Below are 21,712 nucleotides of genomic sequence, written 5' to 3' on the forward strand. Positions count from 1 at the left end.
CGCTATTGGGCGGGCACGTAGAGGCTGAGGGTCTCGGCGACGCAGGCCGGGCGCTTCTCGCCCTCGATCTCGATCGTCATCTTCAGGTTGGACAGGTAGCCGGCCGGCGTGCCCTTGACGTCGGTGAGCTCGCCGGTGGCCCTGATGCGTGCGCCGACGAGCACCGGCCGGGGGAAGCGGACCTTGTTGAGGCCGTAGTTGACGCCCATGGCGATGCCCTCGACCTTGACCATCTCGAACATGAACGACGGCAGCAGCGACAGGCTCAGATAGCCGTGCGCGATCGTGCCGCCGAACGGGCCCTCCTTGGCGCGCTCCACGTCCACGTGGATCCACTGGTGGTCATGGGTGGCGTCGGCGAAGAGGTTGACCTGGTCCTGGGTCACCGTCTGCCACTCGGTCGGGCCGAAGGTCTCGCCGACGGCCACCTTGAGCTCCTGAACGTTCGCGAAGGTCCGCATGGTCCCGAACGCTATTGCCCGGGTGGCGCGGCTGCCAAGTTCGCCGCCTTCAGCAGGACGCGTCGAGCTGTTGCGAAGATCTTTACTCGAAACCATCGCATAGATGTTCGAGTCCGCGCTACAGTCTTCAGTACCGCAATCGAACAAGGGTTCGGCCTGGTGAGAGGGGGTGTGTCCGATGACGGTGCTCGCACTGGCCCCTGTCCGGACACGCCGTAGCACTTTCTTCCCAAATCTAAGACGGCCGCTATATCCGGCAATAGAGTCCGAGAGCGTGGATCCTGTGCGCAACCCCTATGCCCCCGGCGCCGGGCAGCGTCCGCCGGAGCTCGCCGGGCGCGATCGAGAGCTGCAGCAGTTCGAGGTCGTGCTGGAGCGAGTGGCCCGTGGGCGGCCCGAGCGCAGCATGGTCGTCACCGGCCTGCGGGGGGTCGGCAAGACCGTCCTGCTCAACACGTTCAAGTCCATGGCCATGCAGCGGTTGTGGGGCACGGGCAAGATCGAGGCCCGGCCCGACCAGTCGATCAGGCGGCCGGTCGCGGCCGCCCTGCACATGGCGATCCGCGAGCTGGCCCCGCGTCACCGCGCGCCCGAGCGCATCGAGGAGTTCCTCGGGGTGCTCAAGGCGTTCGCCATGCGCGATCCGTCCGCGGCCAAGGGCACCTCGCACTGGTCGCCCGGCATCGAGGTGCCCGCCAGCCGCGGGCGCGCCGACTCCGGCGACCTGGAGATCGACCTCACCGAGCTGTTCGTCGACGCCGCCGGCGTCGCCACCGACCTGGCGGTGGGCATCGCGCTGTTCATCGACGAGATGCAGGACGTGCAGCCCGCCGACGTCTCCGCGCTCTGCGCCGCCTGCCACGAGCTGTCGCAGTCGGGCGGGCCGCTGATCGTGGTGGGCGCCGGGCTGCCGCACCTGCCGAGCGTGCTGTCGGCCAGCAAGAGCTATTCCGAGCGGCTCTTCCGTTACGCGCGCATCGACAAGCTCGACCGCGACGCCGCCGACATGGCGCTGATCCTGCCGGCGCGTGAGGAGGAGGTGGAGTTCACCCAGGAGGCGCTCGACGCCCTCTACGAAGCCGCCGACGGTTATCCCTACTTCGTCCAGGCCTACGGCAAGGTCGCGTGGGATCTCGCGCCGCGCAGCCCGATCACCATCGACGACGTCAAGGTCTCCGCCCCGGAGGCAGAGGAAGAGCTCGCCGTCGGGTTCTTCGGCAGCCGCTACGAGCGGGCCACCCCCGCCGAGCGCGACTACATGCACGCCATGGCGCAGATCGGCGACGAGCCGGTCGCGACCGCCGAGGTGGCCGACGCCCTCGGGCGCAAGCCGTCCAGCCTCTCGCCTGCCCGCGACAGCCTCATCAAGAAAGGGCTCATCTACAGCGCCGAGCGCGGCCTGATCGCGTTCACGGTGCCGCACTTCGGCAAGTTCCTGCGCGCTCAACCCGTTTGAGCGACGCCCCTAGACCTCTATTGGGCTGTCTAGTGGGGAAGCTAGACAGCCCAATAGAGCTATATCAGCCTGCCTGTCGAGCGAAATCTAACGCTCTCTAGCGTCAGGCCGATACTGGCGTATATTCCGTCAGAGATTCGCTGCCCTCCGAACCGACCACGGCCATCCGCACCGCCGGGCGCCGGCCGCTGAGATAGACGGCGAAGACGACGTCGTCGTGGTCGTGGTTCTGGAAGGCGAAAAACCGCCAGCACAACTCGCGCCAGCTGTCGTACGGCTCCGGCGACGCCAGCCCGTCCCGATGGGTGCGCCAGGCGCCACTCGACCTGAGCCGGGCCAGCGTCGCCGACTCCGACGGGCCGCGCCGCCGCTCGCACGGCGCACGGAAGCGGGCGCGTTCGATCAGCTCGTCGATCTCCGGCGACAACCCGAGCAGCAGGGCCATCCCCGCGGCCGTGAGCCACGACGGGTGCGACACGGCCACCCACCCGGGCACCGGTGCCAGCACCGAGACCCCGGCCATCCCGGTCAACACCACGGTCCGGCCGATCGAACGCAGCCCGACCGGCGCCGAGCTCACCTCGCCGAAGCAGCCGCACCCCGCGTCCGGCCGCCGCCTGCGCAGCTCCAGCAGCACGTACGTGGACATCGCGAAGAAGGCGACCGTCGCCCACCTGAAGATCGCGTGGTCGGTCACCAGCAGGCCCGTGGCCAGCACCAGCTCGCCGGCCGCGCACGCCAGCAGCGCCGGAACCCGCAGGCGCCCCGGCACCAGGACCGCCGGCCCCAGGTTGGACAGCGCGCCCGGCTCACCCCCCGAGCGCACCGTGATCACCTTGGCCATGGTGCCCAGAACGAGCAGCACGACCAGCAGCGGGAGCTGCGATTCCCACACGTGCGTCACCCCAATCCGATCTGAGCGTTGAAGCACCCCTTGACCAGGTCACCGCCGAGCTCCACGTAGGAGAACGGCGACAGCTCGACGATCCGCCCGCGCGGCGAGGTGTCGCACTCGACGCACCGGTCACAGAACCGCCCGGCCAGACATCCGCACGCCACCACCGGCACGTCGGCGGCGCGCTCGGAGCACACGTTCGTGACCCGGAGCAGCGACCCGACCGACAGGTACGGCAGCCCGGCGCACGACACCCCCGCCTGGGCGCAGCCGGTGTCGGCCCGCTCCAGCATCGGGTAGGCCGCGCCCCGCTCCTCCTCGTCGAACGTGTCGGACCAGGTGGCGGTGCCCGAGATGCCGCCCGCCATCCCCGCGTGCACGTGCGGTGGCGAGGGCACGGCCCGCGCCGGGTAAGGAGGTTGGGAGGTCGCGGGGAGCAGCGCCAGGCTCCCGCCGTCCTGCCTGATCCCGATCGCGTCGAACAGGTAACCGGGCTCGAACTTGGGATGCCGTACCTGGATCCGTCCTGAAGCCCGGTAGGGGATGGTGATCGTCCGGTGGCCGCGGTGCGGGCCGCAGTCGAGCTCGACCGTCAGGTCCCTGCGTCCCTGGATGGACAGGATCGTTCCCGTGACGCGCGTGGCGTCGGCCCAGATCCGCTCCACCACCCGCCCGTCGCGTAAGGCGCGCATCATGACCATGGCCCCTACGGGAAGGTCGGTGGGAGCCGCGTCCCGCCCGTGCCACGCGGTGGCCCACGGCGCGATCACGAGCCGTTCCTCGGCGCCGCCGGGGGTCTCGATGATGATCAGGTGCGGGCTGACGTCCAGAATCTCGCCGGCGACGGCGCGTAAAGGGTCCGCGTTGTCCGGAGCGGGATCCGAATCGCGACCCAGTACGGCGGCGGCGAGCACCCGGCGGCGCTCAACGCTCGGATACCCCATGCGCCCCTCCCTCGTCGGGTACTAGATTCACACGACTTGGGGGTGGCTTACACCGTACCGGGGCAGACAAGAGCAAAATACGCAACCCCGGGGAAGTGACTAGACACCCGGCGGCGTACAAACCGCCACCGACCTTGACGGACCTTTGTCGTGGGCGGGCCGAAACCTGAATTCCGGTTCAGGCCCAATAGGGCATCGGGCTGCGATTCTGGCCACGATGCAGACCACCGGCTGGGAAGACGAGTTCCGCGAGTACGTGCAGGCCCGCGGGCCCGCACTGCTGCGCGCGGCCAACCAGCTCACCGGGCATCCGCTGGACGCCGAGGACCTGCTGCAGAACGCGCTGACCAAGACGTACCTGGCCTGGGATCGCATCGAGGACAGGGGCGCACTCGACGGCTACGTGCGGCGGGCCATGGTGAACATCAACATCTCGCAGTGGCGGCGCCGCAAGCTGGAGGAATATCCGTCGGCCGACCTGCCCGAGGCGACCATGTCCGAGCCGGTGGGCGGCGGCGAGGTGCACGAGCAGCTCGAACAGGCGCTGGAGGAACTGCCCGAGCGGATGCGGGCGGCGATCGTGCTGCGCTACTACGAGGACATGACCGAGCCGGAGATCGCCAGGACGCTGGGGATCAGCGTCGGCACGGTCAAGAGCACGGTGTCGCGGGCGATGGCCAAGCTGAGAAGCGCCCTGCTGCCGTCACGCTGAGGCCGGACGCCTCTCTCCGCGTTTCTCCGCGTTCGTCATGAGGAAGCCGGCGACGGCCCTCTCCTCACGAGGAGGCCGGCGCCTCGGCCTCCGCTTCGACCGCGCCGGCGGTGGCGCAGGGGCGTACGACGGCTCTGATCTTGCGCAGGCTGCCCAGGAACGCCTCCAACTCGGACCTGCTCAGCAGCCCGGTGAAGCAGTCGTCGATGTCCTGCACATGTTGCGGCACCACGGTCTCCAGCCGCTCGCGCCCGGCGTCGGTCAGCACCGCGTAGGAGGCCCTGCGGTCGGTGGGGCACGCCTCGCGGCGCACCAGCCCTTCGCGTTCGAGCCGGTCGACGACCCTGGTCACGCCGCTGGTGGACAGCCCGGTCTGGGCGGCGAGATCACTCATCCGCAGCCGCTGCCAAGGCGAGCGGGCCAGCCGGATGAGGGTCTCGAAGTCGATCTCGGACAACCCCGCCGCAGTCAGCACGGGCTGGAAGCGGGCCATCAGACCGGCGTACGCCTCGCTCAGGAGTCCGATGGCCGTCAGCCGGGGGTCGTCGAAGTTCAGCACACTCACAGCCTAACCGACGATAGTTGACGTTCGGAATATTCCTCGTGTACATAGTTGTTGTCGCAGATAACTGCACCGGAACCCCCTTCTGAGGAGAACCCCTATGAGCACTCGTACCTGGGAGTCCCTGACCATCCCGGCCGCCGGCACCTACAACCTAGACGTGGCCCACACGCGCGTCGGTTTCGTGGTGAAGCACATGATGGTCAGCAAGGTCCGCGGCTCGTTCGACACCTTCAGCGGCTCGGTCACGATCGCCGAGAACCCGCTCGAGTCGTCCGCCGAGCTCACGATCAAGGCCGACAGCATCACCACGGGCGTCGCCGACCGCGACGGCCACCTGCGCGGCGACGACTTCCTGTCCGCCGGGAAATACCCGGAGATCACCTTCAGGAGCACGCGCGTGGTCGGGCACAAGGGCGACGAGTTCACCGTCGCCGGCGACCTGACCATCCGTGACGTCACCAAGGAGGTCGAGCTCACGGTCGAGTACGGCGGCGCAGGCACCAACCCGTGGGGCCAGGCCGTGTGGGGCTACACGATCACCACGGAGATCGACCGCGAGGAGTTCGGCCTGACCTGGAACCAGACCCTGGAGACGGGCGGCGTGCTCGTGGGCAAGAAGGTCAAGATCGAGATCGAGGGCGAAGCCAACCCCGCCTGACGCCCGTTGGGGTCGCAGCCGTCCGTGGGTAGGGTTATCCACAGCCCCGAAGCCCGTCCACGCTGTGGGCGGGCTTCATCCACAGACAGTTACCCACAGCCTGTTGATAACTCTTGGCGAAGCCGGGCGGGGAATCGCTTTGCCGCCTCGCCTGAAGGCCGGTACGCTGTGCTGAGCCGCGGTGGCTTCCGGGAGGATTCGCCTAGTCAGGTCTATGGCGCCGCACTGCTAATGCGGTTTGGTGGCAACACCATCCGGGGTTCAAATCCCCGATCCTCCGCAGTTGAGTGGCCCTCACCCTGAGAGCGGGTGAGGGCCTTCTCCTTGCCTGTGGACATCAGGGTTGCAGGTGCCCGTCAGGGCCGGTCCCCAAAGGGCTTCGTCCACGCGCTGGCCGGCGTCCTTCATCTGCAGTGTGGCGACATGGTGTAGCGCTCTGTCGTGGTGACACGGGTGTGGCGGAGGACCCCCTGGACGACTCGGAGGTTGACGCCCTCCTCGATCAGGAGGTCGCGGCGTTGTGGCGTGTCGTGCACCCGGAGGCGAGTTCTCCCGAGTCATCCATCTCCGCGAGGGCCGGTCAGCCTACCCATGCGGAGCACGCGCCGTCGGGCGTCCCATCGTTCTCGCAGACCCGGATTCCGCGTACGGGGCCGGGGGCGTTGCCCGTGACGCTTTCACCGTCCGCTTTGCGGTCCCATACGTTGTGCACGCGTATCTGCGCGTACCGAGAATCCCACCACTTGACCTGCCCGACGACATCACGTCCATCCTTCTCGCCGTCGTTCACATAGATCGTTTCGGAGGCGATCCAGACAGTCGCAGTGTCAGACCCGTGCTTGGCTTTGTAGGTGTCGCGTGCTGATGCCGAAGCCGGCCCTTGTACGGCCGCTGTCGCCAATAGTGCAGACAGCACGCCGACGGAAGCCGGAATGGCGCGGAGTAGCATTTTGCTCACCGTGTTCCCTCCACAGGGGCAGGCGGCTCTCTTCCACGTGGTCTCGTGGGCCGCAAGGGCTTTTCCGATTTCCAGTCTGCAGACATCAAGTTAAGTTGTCATTGACGCTGGGCATTCAGATACTTCGCTATCCGTCTACTCCGCTGGGTTCGCGGGGGCCGATCATGCAACCCGGTCAGGTTGCAGTCCCCCGTGATGTCGTCCCGTTCCGGGAAGATGGCATGCCGGGCGGGTTTGCCGCCGGTCGGACATACCTTGGCGATATACGGCCTCCGCATCGTCGAAACGGCTCTGCAAACGGAGGCGATGCCGGGTGCTGTGGCTGTCGTTTCGGAATGAGATTCGCCGAGCACTCGGCCTCGATGAATCGCGCGGTGGTCGTCCCTCCTGATCAGTTTGGACTGATGAAGATCTCCGCCTGATCGCCCCATGCGCCTCCGGGCCGGGTGGTGAAGATCAAATCGTGATCGGTCCACTCATCCCCAGCCTTCAGCCTCTCTCCCATCCGGAGCCCACGTATTCCACCAGCGCCGTCTCGCCGAGTCCCGGCCTCGCCATCGCAAGCACGCGCCGCGGTCGCGTCCAGCCCTGCTGCTCATGGCCGATCCATGAGATACGGGTTATATGTCGGTCGACGAGCACCCGTGTGGGACAACACCGTGCGGAGGCGTGTCGTATATGACAGGTGACTGGGTTTTGATGATGTACCTATTCTCCGGGCGGCACGACAGTTAGGTTTGCGGTCGATACGGGCATGATCGATCGCCCTTCTGCACACGAGGGTGATGCACGCCCATCGGCTGCGGGCGTCGTGATGACGTCGGCTTGAATGAAGGAACCCCCCATGCTCCGTTCCATCAATCACCTGGCCGACCGGCTCCTTGACCGAGTACTGCCCAGCACGACGGCCAACGCCGAGACGTGCTGGTATGAGTACCCCTCCCCCTTCTACCGCCTCCGGTGCTGCATCGTCGCCGGCAGGACGTACTGCAACCCTGCCTGATCGACGAGCCGTCTCACTCGAACATGCAGTATGTGGCCCTGGGCTTGCGTTGCGCGATCGGCCTGGTGTTTCTGGTGGCGGTGCTCGGCAAGCTCAGAAGCAAGGACGCGTTCGGCCGGTTCGCCGGGTCGGTGCCTGATGTGCTTCCCCGTCTACCTTCCAGGGTGACGGTCGCCGTCGGCGCGGCTGTCGTTGCCGCTGAGGCGAGCGTCGTCGTACTGCTGGTGGCCGAAGGGACGGCGCCGGCCGGTCTCGTGCTGGCCGGCGCCGTGCTCCTGACCTTCTGCGCGGCGATCGGGCGGGTGATCCGCACCGGCGCCCGGACCCCTTGCCGATGTTTCGGCGCCACGGCGTCGCCGCTGGGCGGCCGGCATCTGATCCGCAACGTGCTCCTCGTTCTCGCCGCTGCGGCGGGTGTCGCGGCTCATCAGGAAGCACAGCCCGACAGCCTGCATCCCGCGGGCGTCGTGATCGCCTTGGTGGCTGGTGCGGCTGCCGCGCTGGCGGTCGTCCTCCTCGACGACCTCGTGGACCTGTTCGCCGGCCGGCCGGCCGTTCAAACGCCACGCCCTCCGCGAACGCTCGCAGCCCTCACCCAAGGACCGCCTCATGCCGTATCTGGTCGCCGCCGTGATCCTCCTCGGCTGCCTGACCGCTGTCAACCTGCTGCTGGTGCTCGGCGTCACGCGCCGCCTGCGTGAGCACGGCAGCCGCCTGGACAACCTGTTCACGCCGCCGCCATTTGCCCTGCCGGGCACGGAACTGCCGGACTTCACCGCGGTGAGTCTCGACGGGAGCGTCATTTCGCGTGGGTTCTTCACCGGCGCGGAGACTGCCGGCGGGGCGTCGGCGCCCTATTGTCTCGTCGGGGTGTTCTCGACCGACTGCTCGGTCTGCAGGGTGTACCTACCGGGGTTCGTCGAGCGCGCCAAGGCGGCCGGGCAGGCGCTGGCGATCATCGCGGCCGACGACGGCGACGCCGCGATCTACGCCGACGACCTGGCGCAGGCGGCCACCATCGTGGTCGAGCCGCATGACGGGCCGGTGGGCAAGGCGTTCCAGGTGACCTCGTACCCTACCTTTTTCCTGGTCGACGCCGGCGCCGTGATCGTTGCGGTTGCGGGCGACCCCGCCGAGCTGTCCGGGTCGGCACTGGCGTGAGCGTCCCCGGTTCCCGGCCGGGCGCGGGCTCGCTGCCCGAGCGTGCCCGTACGGCTGCCGCGCTCAGCTGGCGGGCGCACCCGCTCGCGACGGTGGGCTCGGTGCTGATCGCGCTGGTCTCCGGCGTTGCCCCGGTCCTGACGGCATGGCTGACCAAGCTGGTCATCGACGGCCTGGCGACCCGGCAGGACCTCGGCCGGCTGTTGCCGGTGACGGCCGCCCTGGCGGTGGCGGGGCTGGTGCTCATCGCCGCGCCCTCCCTGTCGACGTATGTGCAGGGGCAGCTGCGCCGCACGCTCAGGACGCTCATCTATGACCGCCTGTTCGCAGCCGTCAACATCCATCCAGGACTGAGCAGGTTCGAGGATCCCGGATTCCATGATGATCTGCGGCTGGGTACCGAGGCGGGCGAGACCGCTCCCGACCGCCTGGTGACCTCCTCGCTGGCGGCCGGCCAGGCCCTGGTGACCATGGCGGGTTTCGTCGCGACGCTTGCGGCGATCAACCCGCCATTGGTGGCGATCATCATCGTGGCCGCGCTTCCGTCGGTGGGGGTGCAACTCTCGCTGAGCCGCCGCCGGGCGGCCGTGCAGGCGCGGATCACGCCCAACATGCGGCGGCAGATCTTCTTCGGCTCCCTGCTCACCACGCCGGAGGCGGCAAAGGAGGTCCGCCTGTTCGGGTTGGGGGATTACCTGCGCGGACTGATGCTCGCCGAGTTGCGCACGGTCAACACCGCTGAACGTGACCTGGACAGGAGCGCCCTGCGCCATCATGGGCTGCTGTCGCTGCTGGGGACGGCCGTAGCCGGGGCCGGGATCTTGTGGGCGGTCGTGAGCGCCGCCGGGGGCGGCATCAGCGTCGGCGATGTGACCGTCTTCATCGCCGCGACCGCAGGCGTGCAGGCGGCGCTCGGCTCCCTGGTGGGGCAGTGGGCTGAGGCGCACCACGCTCTGTTGCTGTTCGGGCACTATCTCGCCGTGGTGCGGGACCGGCCGGACCTGCCGATTCCAGCCGCACCTGCCCCGCTGCCCGCGCTGCGCGCCGGCATCGAGCTACGGGACGTCTGGTTCCGCTACTCCAGCGATCATGCCTGGATCCTTCGCGGCATCGACCTGTTCATCCCGTACGGCCGGTCCGTGGCACTGGTGGGACTCAACGGCGCAGGCAAGAGCACCCTGGTCAAGCTGCTGTGCCGGATGTACGACCCGGACCGCGGAGTCATTCGCTGGGACGGGACGGACCTGCGCGAGGTCAGTCCCGTCGACCTGCGTGAACGAATCGGCGCGGTCTTCCAGGACTACATGTCCTACGATCTGACGGCCGGGCAGAACATCATGTTGGGCGACCTGGCCTCCGCCGGAGACAACGGCGGGGACCGCATCGAGGCCGCCGCCGCCGAAGCCGGCGTCCATGGGACTGTCAGCGCGTTGCCGCGCGGCTACGACACCCTGCTCAGCAGGACCTTCTTCGGGGAGCACGATCAGGAGTCCGGGGTCGTGCTCTCGGGCGGTCAATGGCAGCGGGTCGCCCTCGCTCGGGCCCTCATGAGACGCCATCGTGACCTGCTGATCCTGGACGAGCCCAGCTCCGGCCTCGACGCCGAGGCCGAGCATGCCGTGCATATGAGCCTGCGCCGGCTCAGGCAGGGCCGGACCAGCGTGCTCATCTCCCACCGGCTCGGCGCCATCAGGCACGCGGACCTCATCGCGGTGCTGGATGACGGGCGGATCGTCGAACGGGGAAGTCACGACGATCTCATCGCCGCGGGCGGCGTCTATGCGCGGCTGTTCGACCTGCAGGCCTCGGGTTATGAGCCCGCCCCGGCCACTCCGGGAGGCGACAGCGTGCGCACCACCACCCCCAGGACGCGGTCGTCCGGTAGGTAGCCCCAGATCCGGGAGTCGGCACTGTCCACGCCGTCCCCGACCACGACCAGATTCCCCGGCGGCACCGTCGCGCCTTCGGAGGCGCCGACGGCGGTGATGACCTGCGGCGGCACTGCATCGCCAGGCAAGGCGACCAGGCGTTTGATGACCCACTCGGCGGCTTCTGGCCGTGGCAGCGGGCCCCTGCTCCAGCCCTGGGGGCCGCACGGCTCGAACACCAGCACGTGGTCACGCCGCAGTCGCCGGAGGGCGATCTTCCGCACCAGCACCCTGTCTCCCGGGCGGTAGGTGGGCAGCATGCTGCTCCCCGCCACCGTCACGATCGTCAGGCGGCGGCGGGCGAGGACCAGCGCTGTTGCGGCAGCCACGCACACCGCGAAAGCTGCCATGAGGTAGGACATCGGCCGATGCTAGCTCAAGCCGCCAGTGCCGCGGCCCGCCGCACCGGCTGAACCACGCGTGCCCGTGCCGGAACGGATCCGCCAGGTCGCCGCCAAGGCGCATACCGCGAAACCCAGTCAGGAGACTGATTCGCGGGGTCGCCTGGGTCCTTACCGTCTACGTCGTGCCCAGTCGGTGTAAGCACCAGGGAGGCTCCATGCGTCACGCCCGCCTGCCGGCCGCGATCATCTCGCTGATTCTGGCCCTGGTGCTGGTCACCCCGCTGCCCGCTGTCGCGTCGGCGCTCCTCCCGCCGGGGTCCGCCCAGGCCGCCGCGGCCCAGAGCTCCGCCAACCCCGACGCGTCCGAGCTGCGGGCCATGTTCGGCAACTACGGCAACAGCGGCGGCCACTGGACGGGCGGCGACTCCACCGTCTCGGTGCCGCTGCCCGACGGCCGCACGGCGTGGTTGTTCTCCGACACCTTCCTCGGCACGGTCAACAGCGACTTCTCCAGGCCGAAAAGCGCACCCTTCATCAACAACTCGATCGTCGTGCAGCAGGGTTCAGCTCTCGGCCCCACGATCCACGGCGGGAGCAGTGCTCAGCCCAAGTCCCTGGTGATCGCCTCAGCCGCCGACGAGTTCTACTGGGTCGGCGACGCGACCGTGGCGGACGGGCAGTTACAGGCTGTCTATGGGAAGTTCCGAAAGACGGGGGAGGAGGGCCCGTTCGCCTTCGAACGCGTCGGGACCTCGCTCGTGACGTTCGCCCTGCCGGGCCTGACCGTCTCGTCGGTCCGCGACCTGTCGTTGACAGGGCCGGTGGGCTGGGGCTCGGCCATCATGGAGGACAGCGCGTACACCTATGTCTACGGCAGCGAGCCGGCCGGAGGACTGAAGTTCGGCCACGTCGCCAGGGTCGCGTCCGGTGATCTCGGCGGGGCGTGGGAGTTCTGGACCGGGAGCGGCTGGTCGGCGCAGGAGTCGGCGTCGGCCCGGTTCATGAGCGGCGTCCCTGAGGGCATTTCGGTCCACAAGAGCGGCAACCAGTACGTTCTGGTGACGCAGGAGAGCCACGAGCCGTTCAGTCACTGGCTCGTCGCGTACGTCTCCAACGCCGCGACCGGCCCGTTCACCGGGCCCATCTATCTGGAGAGCGCGCCGGAGCCGGAGCTGAGCGCGTACCGCCAGTTCATCTACCACGGCCGGGCCCACCCGCAGCTCTCTGATCCCGGCGAGCTGCTGCTGTCCTACGACGTCAACACCATCGAGAACGCCGATCATTACAAGGACGTCCGCATCTACCGGCCCAGATTCCTGGAGGTGCCCTGGCCGCCCCCGTCGACCGGCGGCCCCGCGGCGCCGACCGGCGTGCAGGTGAAGGTGTCCAGCGAAGGGGTCGCCACGATCAGCTGGACGCCGCCGCCGGGCGACTCGCTGGACTACTGGGTCTACCGCAAGAACCTCGACAACGGTCAGACGCACTTCGCCCGTACCGGATATCCCACCCAGGAGCGAAGCCTGCAGGACGGCGGGTTGTCTCCCGGCGTGAACTACGCCTACTACGTGCGCGCAGTCGCCGCCAACGGGGTGGAGGGGACGCCGAGCGCCGTGGTCACCACGCGCGGCCGCAGTTCCGTGCCGCCCGCGCCGACGAACCTGCGCGTCACCGCCGGGACCGTGGGCGATGCCACGCTGACGTGGACCGCGGCCGAGGAGGAGGTGGCCTACCTGGTGCACCAGCGGGATGTCACCGCAGGCGAAACCCTCTTCACGCAGGTGCCGGTGGAGGAGGCGGAGGCCACCACGCAGAAGATCGAAGGGCTCGAGAGCGGCCACACGTACGAGTTCAAGGTGACCGCAGCCAACTCCGTGGGCGAGAGCCTCCCCAGCAACGTCGTCACCATGACGGCGCGGTTCGCCACGCCCAGCGCGCCCACAGGCCTGACGGCGACCGCCGAGGTGGACGCGACGGTCACCCTGCGCTGGACCGGGTCGGCCACCGGCGACCCGGAGACGTACCAGGTCTACCACCGTCCCACCGGCACGACCGAGTTCACGCCGCTCGACCTGCCCAGCGACACGACCACCATGCGGTCCACGCAGCTCATCTCGGGAACCACCTACGACTTCAGGGTCGCCGGCGTCAACGCGGGCGGCGAAGGGCCGGCGAGCAACGTCGTGAGCGCCACGGCCACCATGCGTCCACCCGGCGCTCCGACGGGCCTGACCGCGACCGCCGGGACCGACGGCACGATCAAGCTCACCTGGAACGCGGTCGCGCGGGCCGGCGCGTACTGGGTCCACCGGCGCGACGTCACCTCGGGGCAGACGGACTTCGCCAGGTCGGACGCCCCGGTGGAGACCACGACGGCGACAGTGGACCGGCTGATCAGCGGTAACACCTATGAGTTCAAGGTGACTGCGGTCGGCGACGGCGGCGAGGGCCCTGCCGGCGACGTGGCGAGGGCGGTGGCCGACGTGCCGCCACCCGCCGCGCCCACCGGCGTGGCCGCGACTGCCGGCGACGGGAAGGTCACGCTCACCTGGCAGGCCGTGGAGACCGCCGGTACGTACTGGGTCTATCAGCGCGACGTCACCGCCGGGGAGAGCACGTTCGTCAAGCTGGCCTATCCCGCGTTCGAACCGCGTGCCGAGCTGGGCCTGCTGACCAACGCGCACACCTACGAGTTCAAGGTGACCGCCGAGAACGCGGGCGGCGAGGGGAAGGCGAGCGCGGTGGTGTCCGCCGAGCCGATGCCGCCGCTTCCCCGACAGATCACCGGGCTGACCGCGACCCCGCAGGCCGGCGGGAAGGTCGATCTCACCTGGACCGCCATCGACGGCGCCTTCTACTGGGTTCACTACCGCGACGTCACGGCCGGGGAGACGGAGCTGCGCAAGCTCGAGTATCCCGCGACCACGGCCCAGGCCCAAGTGGGGCCCTTCACGGGCGGGCACGTATACGAGTTCGCCGTCGCTGGGACCAACGCGGCCGGTGACGGGCCGCTGTCGGACCGGGTCCGCGTGACCGTCACCTCTTCCGCCTCCTCCGCCACCGCCACGCTGTCCAGCCCGGCTCAGTCGAGCCGGGCCGCGCGACCGGCCGCACGGCGTGAAGCCGCCGGGGCCACGGCTGCGGCCACGTCCCTCCCCAAACCGCCGACCGGTCTGCAGGTCGCCGGCACCGGTGACGGATATGTCCAGCTCGAATGGAATGCCACCCCGTCCTTCCCCGTCTACTACCAGATCCACTTCAAACCACACGACCGCAGCGCCTGGTACGTCCTGCAGGACACGACGCCCGCGACCGTGACCAAGAAGATGGTGACCGCGCCCCTGTGGAACCACTTCTGGTACGACTTCCGGGTCGTCGCGGTCAACGGCGTCGGCGCGAGCAGCCCGACCAACACGGTCACAGCCATGCCGGGCCCCGGCCTCCCCAAGCCTCCGTCCGATCTGGTGTTCCTCGGCACGGGCAACGGCTATGTGGATCTGGCCTGGAGCCCGAGCCCGACCTCTCGCGTCTACTACTGGCTGTTCTTCAGGTCGGCGGGCTCCAGCACCTGGTACTACTTCCAGCTCCCGACCCTGAAGACACGGACGCGGGTCGGCTACCCCCTGTGGAACGACCAGCCCTACGACTTCAAGGTCGTCGCGGCCAATTCCTTCGGTCAGAGTTCGGCGACCAACGTGGTGCGCGGCGGGCCGAAGCTGTCCCCGCCGCAATCGCCCACCGCCTTACGCGCCGAAGGCCACCAGGGATACGTCACCCTCAACTGGAACCCCAGCGCGACCCGCGACGTCTACTACTGGCTCCACTACCGCAGGGCCGGCGGCACCTCCTGGAAGCGGGCGCGCTATCCGATCGCGAGGACGTCGATCACCTTCAAGTACGTTCCGTGGGGCGACTACGACTTCAAGGTGACGGCGGTGAACAGGGCGGGGAGCGCGGACAGCAACGTGGCCTTCGCCACGCTGTGGACCAGCAAACGCGGCCTCATGTACCTCATGACCCTGAACACCAAGGCCAGCCGCGACATGTTCTGGGCGGCGCGGCACAACGTCCGTTACGACAGTTACAACTTCAACTGGGACACGAACGAATGCACCCACTCGCCCACCCGCCCGTTCGTGCCGTCGAGGGGCGCCGAGTGGCCCAAACAGGTGGATTTCACCAGGGCCTGCACCCGGCATGACTTCGGTTACCGGAACTACAAGCACGTCGGCTGGGACGGCTACGCCAAGCGCCTGTACCTGGACCGGCTCCTCGTCGCGGACATGTACCTCGCGTGCGACAACCAGTTGCCGCCGAACTACAACGAGAACTGCAGAGGGATGGTCTGGATATATTACGGATTTGTCCGGAAGTTCGCTCATTTCTGATGAATGGGTGGCATGGAGGACGGCACTCACACATACGTATACGGCCGCGAACAGGCCCGCTACCGCCTCCCACCGTCATCCGTCCGGGTCGAGGTCCATGCGGGCCAGGTCGTTGCGCGAGCCGATGCCGAGTTTGGGATAGGCCTTGTACAGGTGATAACTGACGGTACGCGGGCTGAGATACAGGCGGGCCGCGATGTCGGCGTTGCTGAGCCCGGTTGCGGCCAGCCTGACGACCTGCAGCTCTTGAGAGGTGAGCCGGTCCAGCAGCCCAGACGTCTGCTCCTTGGGTTGGGAGGTCTCGCCGGTGGCGCGCAGCTCGCTGCGGACGCGGTCGATCCAGGGGACTGCGCCGAGTTGCTCGAAGGTGTCGAGCGCGGACCGCAGAAGCGGGCGAGCCCTGTTGCGCTTCCGCCTGCGGCGCAGGAACTCACCGTAGAGCAGATGGGTGCGGGCCGCTTCGAAGGGGTACGCATCGTCTTGCCGGTGTAGGCGTATGGCCTGCTCGTAGTGTCGTTCGGCCTCCTCGCCGCTGGCAAGCTGGGCCTGGCATCGTGCCGCGATGGCCACGGTCCACGGCTGGCCCGTAGCGTGTGCCCATCGCCGCAGCCGGGCGAGTGGGACCACGGCGAGGGTGGGGTGGCCCTGACGGACCGCGGCCTCCACGAGGGTGGCGGTGCCAAGGCTGTGATCGATGGCGGGATGGTGGCGCATCAGAGCCTCGGGAACTCGCGCGAGGCGGCGCAGCACCGCCTCGTGCTGTCCGTTTCCCAGGTCCAGCAGCGCGCGTGCATACACGCATTCGATGCCGCGCTCGCTCACACCATCGGCGAGGATGTCCTCGGTCAACTCGGTGCACCGCGCCTGGTCGCCCTCGATCGCCGCCACGCAGGCCAGCAGTCCGGCGTGGTGGCCGACGAAGTGGGGCTGTTCGGTGTGCGCTGCGACGCGCAGGCCCTCCTCGCTGGTGGACAGCACGTCTCGGTGCCGGCCGAGGAGCAACTGGCTGCGCGCCAGATGCAGCAGGGCGCGGGGCAGCATACCGATGTTGCCCTGGGCCTGGCATCGGTCGGCCAGGACCATCGCGCCCTCCTGGCCCGCATGGATGTCGGCGAGCCACAGGAACCACCACTGTACGGTTATGCGCTGCCACGTAGCCAGGTTCGCGGTGTTGGAGATTTCCTGGACGAGCGATCTGATGTGGGGGACGGCCTGCGCCCATCGCTCGTCGGCGAGGTGAGCGATCGCTGCGGTGACATCGGCCAGCATGGGTGAAGAGCGGGGCACGATGGCCGTACTGGCGGCGAGCTGGGGCAGCTGGTACGGCTCGCCATCGCTCCAGACGCTGATCAGTGCGAAGAGGAGCATGGTGGCGGCGGTGTCAGGAGCCTGCTTCGCGAGCCCGGCGGCGGCCTCGACCGTCTCCTCCGGCCGAGCCCGCAAGTCCTGCTCCTGGGCGATGGCCGCGCGGACCATCGCCAGGCCGGCGCGGACCATCGGGTCGCGCGCGATCGGCCAGGCGCGATCGGCCAGGTGGGTCGCGAAAGAGGTCATCCCGGCATGGAGTGCGGCCTGTGCCGCCGCGTCCAGGCGGCGGGCGCGCTGCCCCAGGTCGGATGTGAGCTGAGCGGCTCGATGATAGGCGGTGGCCACCGCTGCGTGACCGCCCCTGGCGCGAGCGTTCTCGGCGGTGCGTTCCATCTCCGCGGCCACGCTCTCGTCGGTGCCGTGTACGGTGGCGGCGCGATGCCACGCGCTTCGGTCTGCCATGCCGCCCTCCCTGAACGCCTCCGACAGCGCGGCATGAGCGGCCAGGCGGGCCGGCAGCGACGACGAACGGTAGGCGGCGGCGCGGAAGAGCGGGTGGGTGAATCTCAACCGGTCACCGCAGATGTGGATCATCCGGTCGTCCTCGGCCGGCTCCAGGTCGGCGACGTCGGCGCCCAACTGCCGGCCCGCCGTGAGCAAGAGGTGCAGATCGCCGCTGTCGTCGGCCGCCGCGGCGAGGAGCAGCGATCGGGTTCGCTCGGGCAGCGCTCTGACTCGCTGGGCGAAGGCCGATTCCAGCCGTCCGGACATCGGGCCGTGATGGAGGTGGAACGTGGCGCCGGGCAGTTCGCCGGCACGCTGCTCGGGCGTGAGGGCGGCCGACAGTTCCAGCAGGGCGAGCGGGTTGCCCTGGGCCTCGGCCAGAAGATGGTCTTTGACGTGACCGGCCAGGTCGCCCAGCAGCATGGCACTGGAGTCCCGGTCCAGGGCCGTCAGCCGCAGGTCCCGTACGTCCGGTACGCCCTGCGCGGGCGTCGGGTACCCGTCTCGCACGGCGAAAAGCAGCGCGACGCCCTGGGCACGCAACCGGCGCGCCACCGACGACAACACCGCAGCCGAGCACCGGTCCATCCATTGCGTGTCATCGACCAGCACGAGCAGGGGATCCGCCGCCGCCACCTCGCCCAGCAGCGACAAGGTGGCCAGCCCGAGCAGGAACCGGTCACTCTTGGCCTGGTCGACCAGGCCGAACGCCGCACCCAACGCCTCGGACTGCGGCCTTGGCAGCTTGTTCCGGAGGTGCAGCAGGGGAGCGAGCACGAGATGCAGCCCTGAGAACGGCAGCTCCGTCTCCGATTCGATGCCCGCAGCACGCAGCACCCGCATGTCCGTGGCGGCGTTGGTCGCGGCGTACTCCAGCAGCGCCGTCTTACCGATTCCCGCCTCACCACGCACCACCACGACCCCGCTGTCGCCGGCGCGCGCGCTGGCGAGCACCTCGTCGATGACAGCCCTCTCCGCACTTCTTCCGTAGATTTCAGCCACAGGGAGTCCCAAAGGGTCGTCGCGCTCGCTCAGTCGAAACAGCTACGGCACGGTCGCGAAACGGCCACCGCTGCCCGCTCTCCCATGGGCGGCGCGTTACAGCTCTGGCCACACCGCGCCGTGCGACGCGTGCGCCACGGCCCTGTCTGGCCATGCTGCGCGTGCCCGCTCCACGTGAAGTGTGCTCATATCCGGTTGACGAACGAGCATCCACCGAAGGGACGGGCCCGAGCAGAGAGGATCGGAGGGGACGATGTCCTGGCCGAGATCACCCGTCACCCGGTCTCCGCGCTGGGCAGCCCACGCATCCAGGACGAGCACTACCCGACCACCCCCGGCGGGCGCAGCGTCCACGCCTCCCAGACCGCGGTCCCGCACCGAGGTGGAGGCCGCCCGCTCGCCCGCTTCTGCTCGGTCATCTGTCGCATTTCTCCGTTTCGCCAGTCATAACAAGTGACGCGGCCAGGCCGAGAAATGTGACACCCGGGCGTTACAGCGCCCAGGGGCTCAAAAGCCGGCACTCAGGACCATGTCCAGTCATGCGACGGATGCGCAGCCGGAACGGGGCCGCCAGTCTTGGATCATGCTCGCCAACCTGGAACCGGTCGCGACCCGGCCATGACCAAGGTCACTGCCCCACGGCGGACAAGTATCCGGGTGGGTTCGTCCAGGGCCCTGCCGCCTGGCCACCGTGTGGTGTTGATCGCAAGGAAAACCGAATGTCGTTCCGACAAAGGAGGATTCCCATGGACGCTACACACGCCGAGAGTCACAACACGCGGATCGTGGTTGCGCTGGCAGCCGCGGCGTCGCTCGCGCTCGCACCGCAGGCCCCGCTGATCGCGCAGGCCGTGACCGAGACCGCGGCCGAGGCCGTCTCGACCGCCTCCTCCGTCCTGGACAACGCGCTGGCCATCCGCGCGGGGGCCGAGCCCGAGGCCAAGATCCTCGCTGGCAGGCACAACCGGTAGGTCCAGAAGAGAGCGGGCGCGGCTGACCACCGCGCCCGTCCAGCGTCGAAGGGACCCTGATGATGTGGCCCACCGAGGAGTGGAGCGCGGCTGCCCGCGACAGCGGGGCCTGGCGACCGGCGCCGTTCCAGCAGTTCTCGCTCAAGCTACACGGCTGGTGCAACCTGGCCTGCGACTACTGCTACGTCTACGAGATGGCCGACCAGTCGTGGCGGGACCGTCCGCGAAAAATGGACCCAGCCACGGTGGAGCGCGCCGCATTCCGCATCGCGGAGCACGTGGTCACGCATGGCGTCGAGTACGTCAACGTCGTCTTCCACGGCGGCGAGCCGCTGCTGGCTGGACGCGAAGCCGTCGCCCATGCCGCACGCAGCGTCCGCGCCGCGCTCCCGTCCGGAACCGAGCTCAGCTTCCGGCTGCAGACGAACGGCACGCTGCTGACCGACGAGGTGCTGGACGTGCTGCTGGCCGAGGGTATCGCGGTCGGCGTCAGCCTCGATGGGGACGCGCGGGCGCAAGACAGGCACCGCCGCTACACCGGTGGCCGTGGAAGCCACGCCGAGGTGACCGCTGGGCTGCGGCGGCTGCGGGCCGAGCCGTACCGGGAGTTGTTCTCGCACCTGTACTGCGTGGTCGATGTGGCGAACGATCCGGTGCAGGTGTACGAGTCGCTGCTGGAGTTCGGGCCGCCCGTCGTCGACTTTCTGCTGCCGGACGGCACCTGGTCCACGCCGCCGCCACTGCGCGCGGCCGGGGTGGAGGCGACGCCGTACGCGGACTGGCTGATCGCCGTGTTCGAGCGCTGGTACGGCGCACCCCGGCAGGAGACGGGTGTGCGGTTGTTCGAGTCGATCATCCAGCTGGTGCTCGGTGGGCAAAGCAGGGTGGACTCCGTGGGGCTGGCGCCGAACGTGCTGGTCGTGGTGGAGACCGACGGGACCATCGAGCAGGTGGACACGCTGAAGTCGGGGTACGAGGGTGCTGCCGGGACTGGGCTGAATGTCTTCGACCATCCCTTCGACCGGGCGCTGGAGCACCCAGGCATGGCGGCACGTCAGGCGGGGGCGGCCGCGCTGTGCGAGACCTGCGTGAGTTGTCCGGTGGCGAGGGTGTGCGGCGGAGGTTACTACGCCCACCGCTACCGCGAGGGCACCGGGTACCTCAATCCGTCGGTGTACTGCCCGGACCTGTTCAAGCTGATAACGCACATCCATGAGCGGGTCCAGGCAGATCTGCGGCTACGCGCTTCCTGAACTTTGAAGAGCGAACCCGGACGAGAAACGCGTCCTCATGGCCCGCCGCGTGTACGGCTCCCAGGTGTGCGTGTCCGTTCTCTTTCGGTGGTGCGGCGGCGGGACCTGCCGAATGGGAGCACCGCCGCGCCTGCTCAGGGGGTGTAACGGTCACACCGCCGGCGCCCCGGCTTCCGTCGCTGTCGCGCGCCATACTCCGTGGGTGCATCAGTCAGGGGCGATACCGGCGAAGTCGCGAAATGGTACCAGCAGCTCACCGAGGTTCAGAGGTCCGCAGACTCCTTCGAAGTGGATCCCGTCGCTGCAGGCGTGTACCCAGTCGTCCTCGGTGCGTTCCGCTACCTGGCGGTCCAGCGAGGCCCCGGCGAGAGGCACGTCGACCAGGTCGATCTTTCAGCCGGTTAGGAGCCCTGTCCTTGGAACTTCTTGGCCCTGAGCCGTCAGCCATCGGACTGGTGACGGCGCTCCCAGGTGCCGGCCTTCCTGCCTTTCACCCAGACGGGTGGCACCCACATGCACGGTTCATCCTCCTCTCCGCTGGGGCTCACCGCGCTCCCTGTGTTGTCTTGCGACGAGTTCTCGAAGTAACCGTCATAGAAGGGCTCGGGGAAGTCGCGGCCGATCGACTCCGCGAGCCACGAAGCGAAGGTGATGTCCTGAGGAAAAAGCGCATGATCCAAGCAGCACGCGTTGGGATCCCATCCCCACATCGCGCCCTCAGGATCACGGCAATCCACCAGTGACGCGATCGCACACCCCCAGTCCAACAACTGGATCATGCCTGCCCGTCGTCCATGGGACGCGGTGCGAAACGCCTCAGCCGATTCGGTGATGTCCGCGAAGATGTCGCTGCTCCAGAAGTCGTGACCCCGTACGCCGATGATGCCACCTCGAGGTCCGAAACCTCCGTTTCCCACCTCCAGATACAACCGCCGTAGCAGCGAAGGGAGCGGGTATCCAATGGCCGCTTCAGCCTCAGCGACCGCCTCGGCCGAGGCCATCGGCAGGACATCTGGCCCAGCGCCGGACCGTATCGCTTCGAAGATCTCACCCTCGGTCATGATCTGCACTCCGCCTGCGGGGATCGTTGGAGGACGAGCCTGAAGTCGTTCACGTCCATAAGGCTGCATCCTGCCGGCTTCGGCCGACACTGACCTTGCCCGGAACGCGCGAACTCGGAGCCGGTGGGAGCCGAGTGTAGTTG

Annotated in this window: 18 protein-coding genes and 1 tRNA gene; 11 read left to right on the forward strand and 8 right to left on the reverse strand. The window is 68.5% G+C overall.

The features are described from left to right. Positions 1 to 2: 2 nt before the first annotated feature. Positions 3 to 461, reverse strand: a complete 459-nt coding sequence (locus ABGB14_RS23750) for a MaoC family dehydratase (protein ID WP_347646016.1) — start codon at positions 459 to 461, stop codon at positions 3 to 5. A 274-nt stretch (positions 462 to 735) separates the two neighbouring features. Between ABGB14_RS23750 and ABGB14_RS23755 the strand changes: the two genes are divergently transcribed. Further along, a complete protein-coding gene (locus tag ABGB14_RS23755) occupies positions 736 to 1,917 on the forward strand; it encodes an ATP-binding protein (protein WP_347646017.1) in 1,182 nt (393 codons plus the stop codon). A gap of 103 nt (positions 1,918 to 2,020) precedes the next feature. Here ABGB14_RS23755 and ABGB14_RS23760 read toward each other — a convergent pair whose 3' ends face one another. Both ABGB14_RS23760 and ABGB14_RS23765 read right to left on the reverse strand, forming a co-directional pair. Further along, positions 2,021 to 2,812, reverse strand: a complete 792-nt coding sequence (locus tag ABGB14_RS23760; RefSeq protein ID WP_347646018.1) for a MauE/DoxX family redox-associated membrane protein — start codon at positions 2,810 to 2,812, stop codon at positions 2,021 to 2,023. A 5-nt stretch (positions 2,813 to 2,817) separates the two neighbouring features. Beyond that, positions 2,818 to 3,756 carry a hypothetical protein gene (locus ABGB14_RS23765; RefSeq protein WP_347646019.1) on the reverse strand — a complete coding sequence of 313 codons (939 nt, stop codon included), beginning with the start codon at positions 3,754 to 3,756 and terminating at the stop codon, positions 2,818 to 2,820. A gap of 217 nt (positions 3,757 to 3,973) precedes the next feature. On the opposite strand from ABGB14_RS23765, the gene ABGB14_RS23770 reads away from it, so the two are divergent. Then, positions 3,974 to 4,468 (forward strand): SigE family RNA polymerase sigma factor, encoded by a 495-nt coding sequence (locus tag ABGB14_RS23770; RefSeq protein WP_347646020.1) that lies wholly within the window; start codon positions 3,974 to 3,976, stop codon positions 4,466 to 4,468. Positions 4,469 to 4,532: 64 nt separating this feature from the next. On the opposite strand, the gene ABGB14_RS23775 is transcribed toward ABGB14_RS23770, so the two are convergent. Beyond that, a complete protein-coding gene (locus ABGB14_RS23775) occupies positions 4,533 to 5,027 on the reverse strand; it encodes a MarR family transcriptional regulator (protein WP_347646021.1) in 495 nt (164 codons plus the stop codon). Positions 5,028 to 5,130: 103 nt separating this feature from the next. Here ABGB14_RS23775 and ABGB14_RS23780 point away from each other — a divergent pair, with 103 nt between their 5' ends. Beyond that, positions 5,131 to 5,691, forward strand: a complete 561-nt coding sequence (locus ABGB14_RS23780) for a YceI family protein (protein WP_347646022.1) — start codon at positions 5,131 to 5,133, stop codon at positions 5,689 to 5,691. 191 nt (positions 5,692 to 5,882) lie between these two features. Next, a tRNA-Ser gene (locus ABGB14_RS23785) sits at positions 5,883 to 5,971 on the forward strand. A 300-nt stretch (positions 5,972 to 6,271) separates the two neighbouring features. Here ABGB14_RS23785 and ABGB14_RS23790 read toward each other — a convergent pair. Then, positions 6,272 to 6,649, reverse strand: a complete 378-nt coding sequence (locus ABGB14_RS23790) for a hypothetical protein (protein WP_347646023.1) — start codon at positions 6,647 to 6,649, stop codon at positions 6,272 to 6,274. Positions 6,650 to 7,493: 844 nt separating this feature from the next. On the opposite strand from ABGB14_RS23790, the gene ABGB14_RS23795 reads away from it, so the two are divergent. The 4 genes from ABGB14_RS23795 to ABGB14_RS23810 are packed head-to-tail and all read left to right on the forward strand — an operon-like array spanning position 7,494 to position 10,702. Next, positions 7,494 to 7,652, forward strand: a complete 159-nt coding sequence (locus ABGB14_RS23795; protein WP_347646024.1) for a hypothetical protein — start codon at positions 7,494 to 7,496, stop codon at positions 7,650 to 7,652. Positions 7,653 to 7,675: 23 nt separating this feature from the next. After that, positions 7,676 to 8,353 carry a MauE/DoxX family redox-associated membrane protein gene (locus tag ABGB14_RS23800; RefSeq protein ID WP_347646025.1) on the forward strand — a complete coding sequence of 226 codons (678 nt, stop codon included), beginning with the start codon at positions 7,676 to 7,678 and terminating at the stop codon, positions 8,351 to 8,353. Continuing rightward, positions 8,262 to 8,813 carry a hypothetical protein gene (locus ABGB14_RS23805; protein ID WP_347646026.1) on the forward strand — a complete coding sequence of 184 codons (552 nt, stop codon included), beginning with the start codon at positions 8,262 to 8,264 and terminating at the stop codon, positions 8,811 to 8,813. The genes ABGB14_RS23800 and ABGB14_RS23805 overlap by 92 nt, the downstream gene beginning before the upstream one ends. Continuing rightward, positions 8,810 to 10,702, forward strand: a complete 1,893-nt coding sequence (locus ABGB14_RS23810; RefSeq protein WP_347646027.1) for an ABC transporter ATP-binding protein — start codon at positions 8,810 to 8,812, stop codon at positions 10,700 to 10,702. The genes ABGB14_RS23805 and ABGB14_RS23810 overlap by 4 nt, the downstream gene beginning before the upstream one ends. On the opposite strand, the gene ABGB14_RS23815 is transcribed toward ABGB14_RS23810, so the two are convergent. Next, positions 10,624 to 11,103, reverse strand: coding sequence for a S26 family signal peptidase (locus ABGB14_RS23815; protein WP_347646028.1), 480 nt, complete (start codon positions 11,101 to 11,103; stop codon positions 10,624 to 10,626). The genes ABGB14_RS23810 and ABGB14_RS23815 overlap by 79 nt on opposite strands. A 197-nt stretch (positions 11,104 to 11,300) precedes the next feature. On the opposite strand from ABGB14_RS23815, the gene ABGB14_RS23820 reads away from it, so the two are divergent. Continuing rightward, positions 11,301 to 15,470, forward strand: coding sequence for a phospholipase A2 (locus ABGB14_RS23820; protein ID WP_347646029.1), 4,170 nt, complete (start codon positions 11,301 to 11,303; stop codon positions 15,468 to 15,470). 75 nt (positions 15,471 to 15,545) lie between these two features. On the opposite strand, the gene ABGB14_RS23825 is transcribed toward ABGB14_RS23820, so the two are convergent. Beyond that, positions 15,546 to 18,284: an AAA family ATPase gene (locus ABGB14_RS23825; protein ID WP_347646030.1), complete on the reverse strand. Its 2,739-nt coding sequence runs from the start codon at positions 18,282 to 18,284 to the stop codon at positions 15,546 to 15,548. 746 nt (positions 18,285 to 19,030) lie between these two features. On the opposite strand from ABGB14_RS23825, the gene ABGB14_RS23830 reads away from it, so the two are divergent. Beyond that, on the forward strand, positions 19,031 to 19,255 hold the full coding sequence (locus ABGB14_RS23830; RefSeq protein ID WP_347646031.1) for a hypothetical protein: 225 nt from the start codon (positions 19,031 to 19,033) through the stop codon (positions 19,253 to 19,255). Between the two features lie 59 nt (positions 19,256 to 19,314). Beyond that, complete coding sequence (locus ABGB14_RS23835; protein ID WP_347646032.1) at positions 19,315 to 20,508, forward strand: FxsB family cyclophane-forming radical SAM/SPASM peptide maturase; 1,194 nt, start codon at positions 19,315 to 19,317, stop codon at positions 20,506 to 20,508. Positions 20,509 to 20,948: 440 nt separating this feature from the next. Here ABGB14_RS23835 and ABGB14_RS23840 read toward each other — a convergent pair whose 3' ends face one another. Beyond that, complete coding sequence (locus ABGB14_RS23840; protein ID WP_347646033.1) at positions 20,949 to 21,569, reverse strand: SMI1/KNR4 family protein; 621 nt, start codon at positions 21,567 to 21,569, stop codon at positions 20,949 to 20,951. Positions 21,570 to 21,712: the final 143 nt, after the last annotated feature.

It is taken from the genome of Nonomuraea sp. B10E15, from assembly GCF_039871615.1.
Taxonomy (GTDB): Bacteria; Actinomycetota; Actinomycetes; order Streptosporangiales; family Streptosporangiaceae; genus Nonomuraea.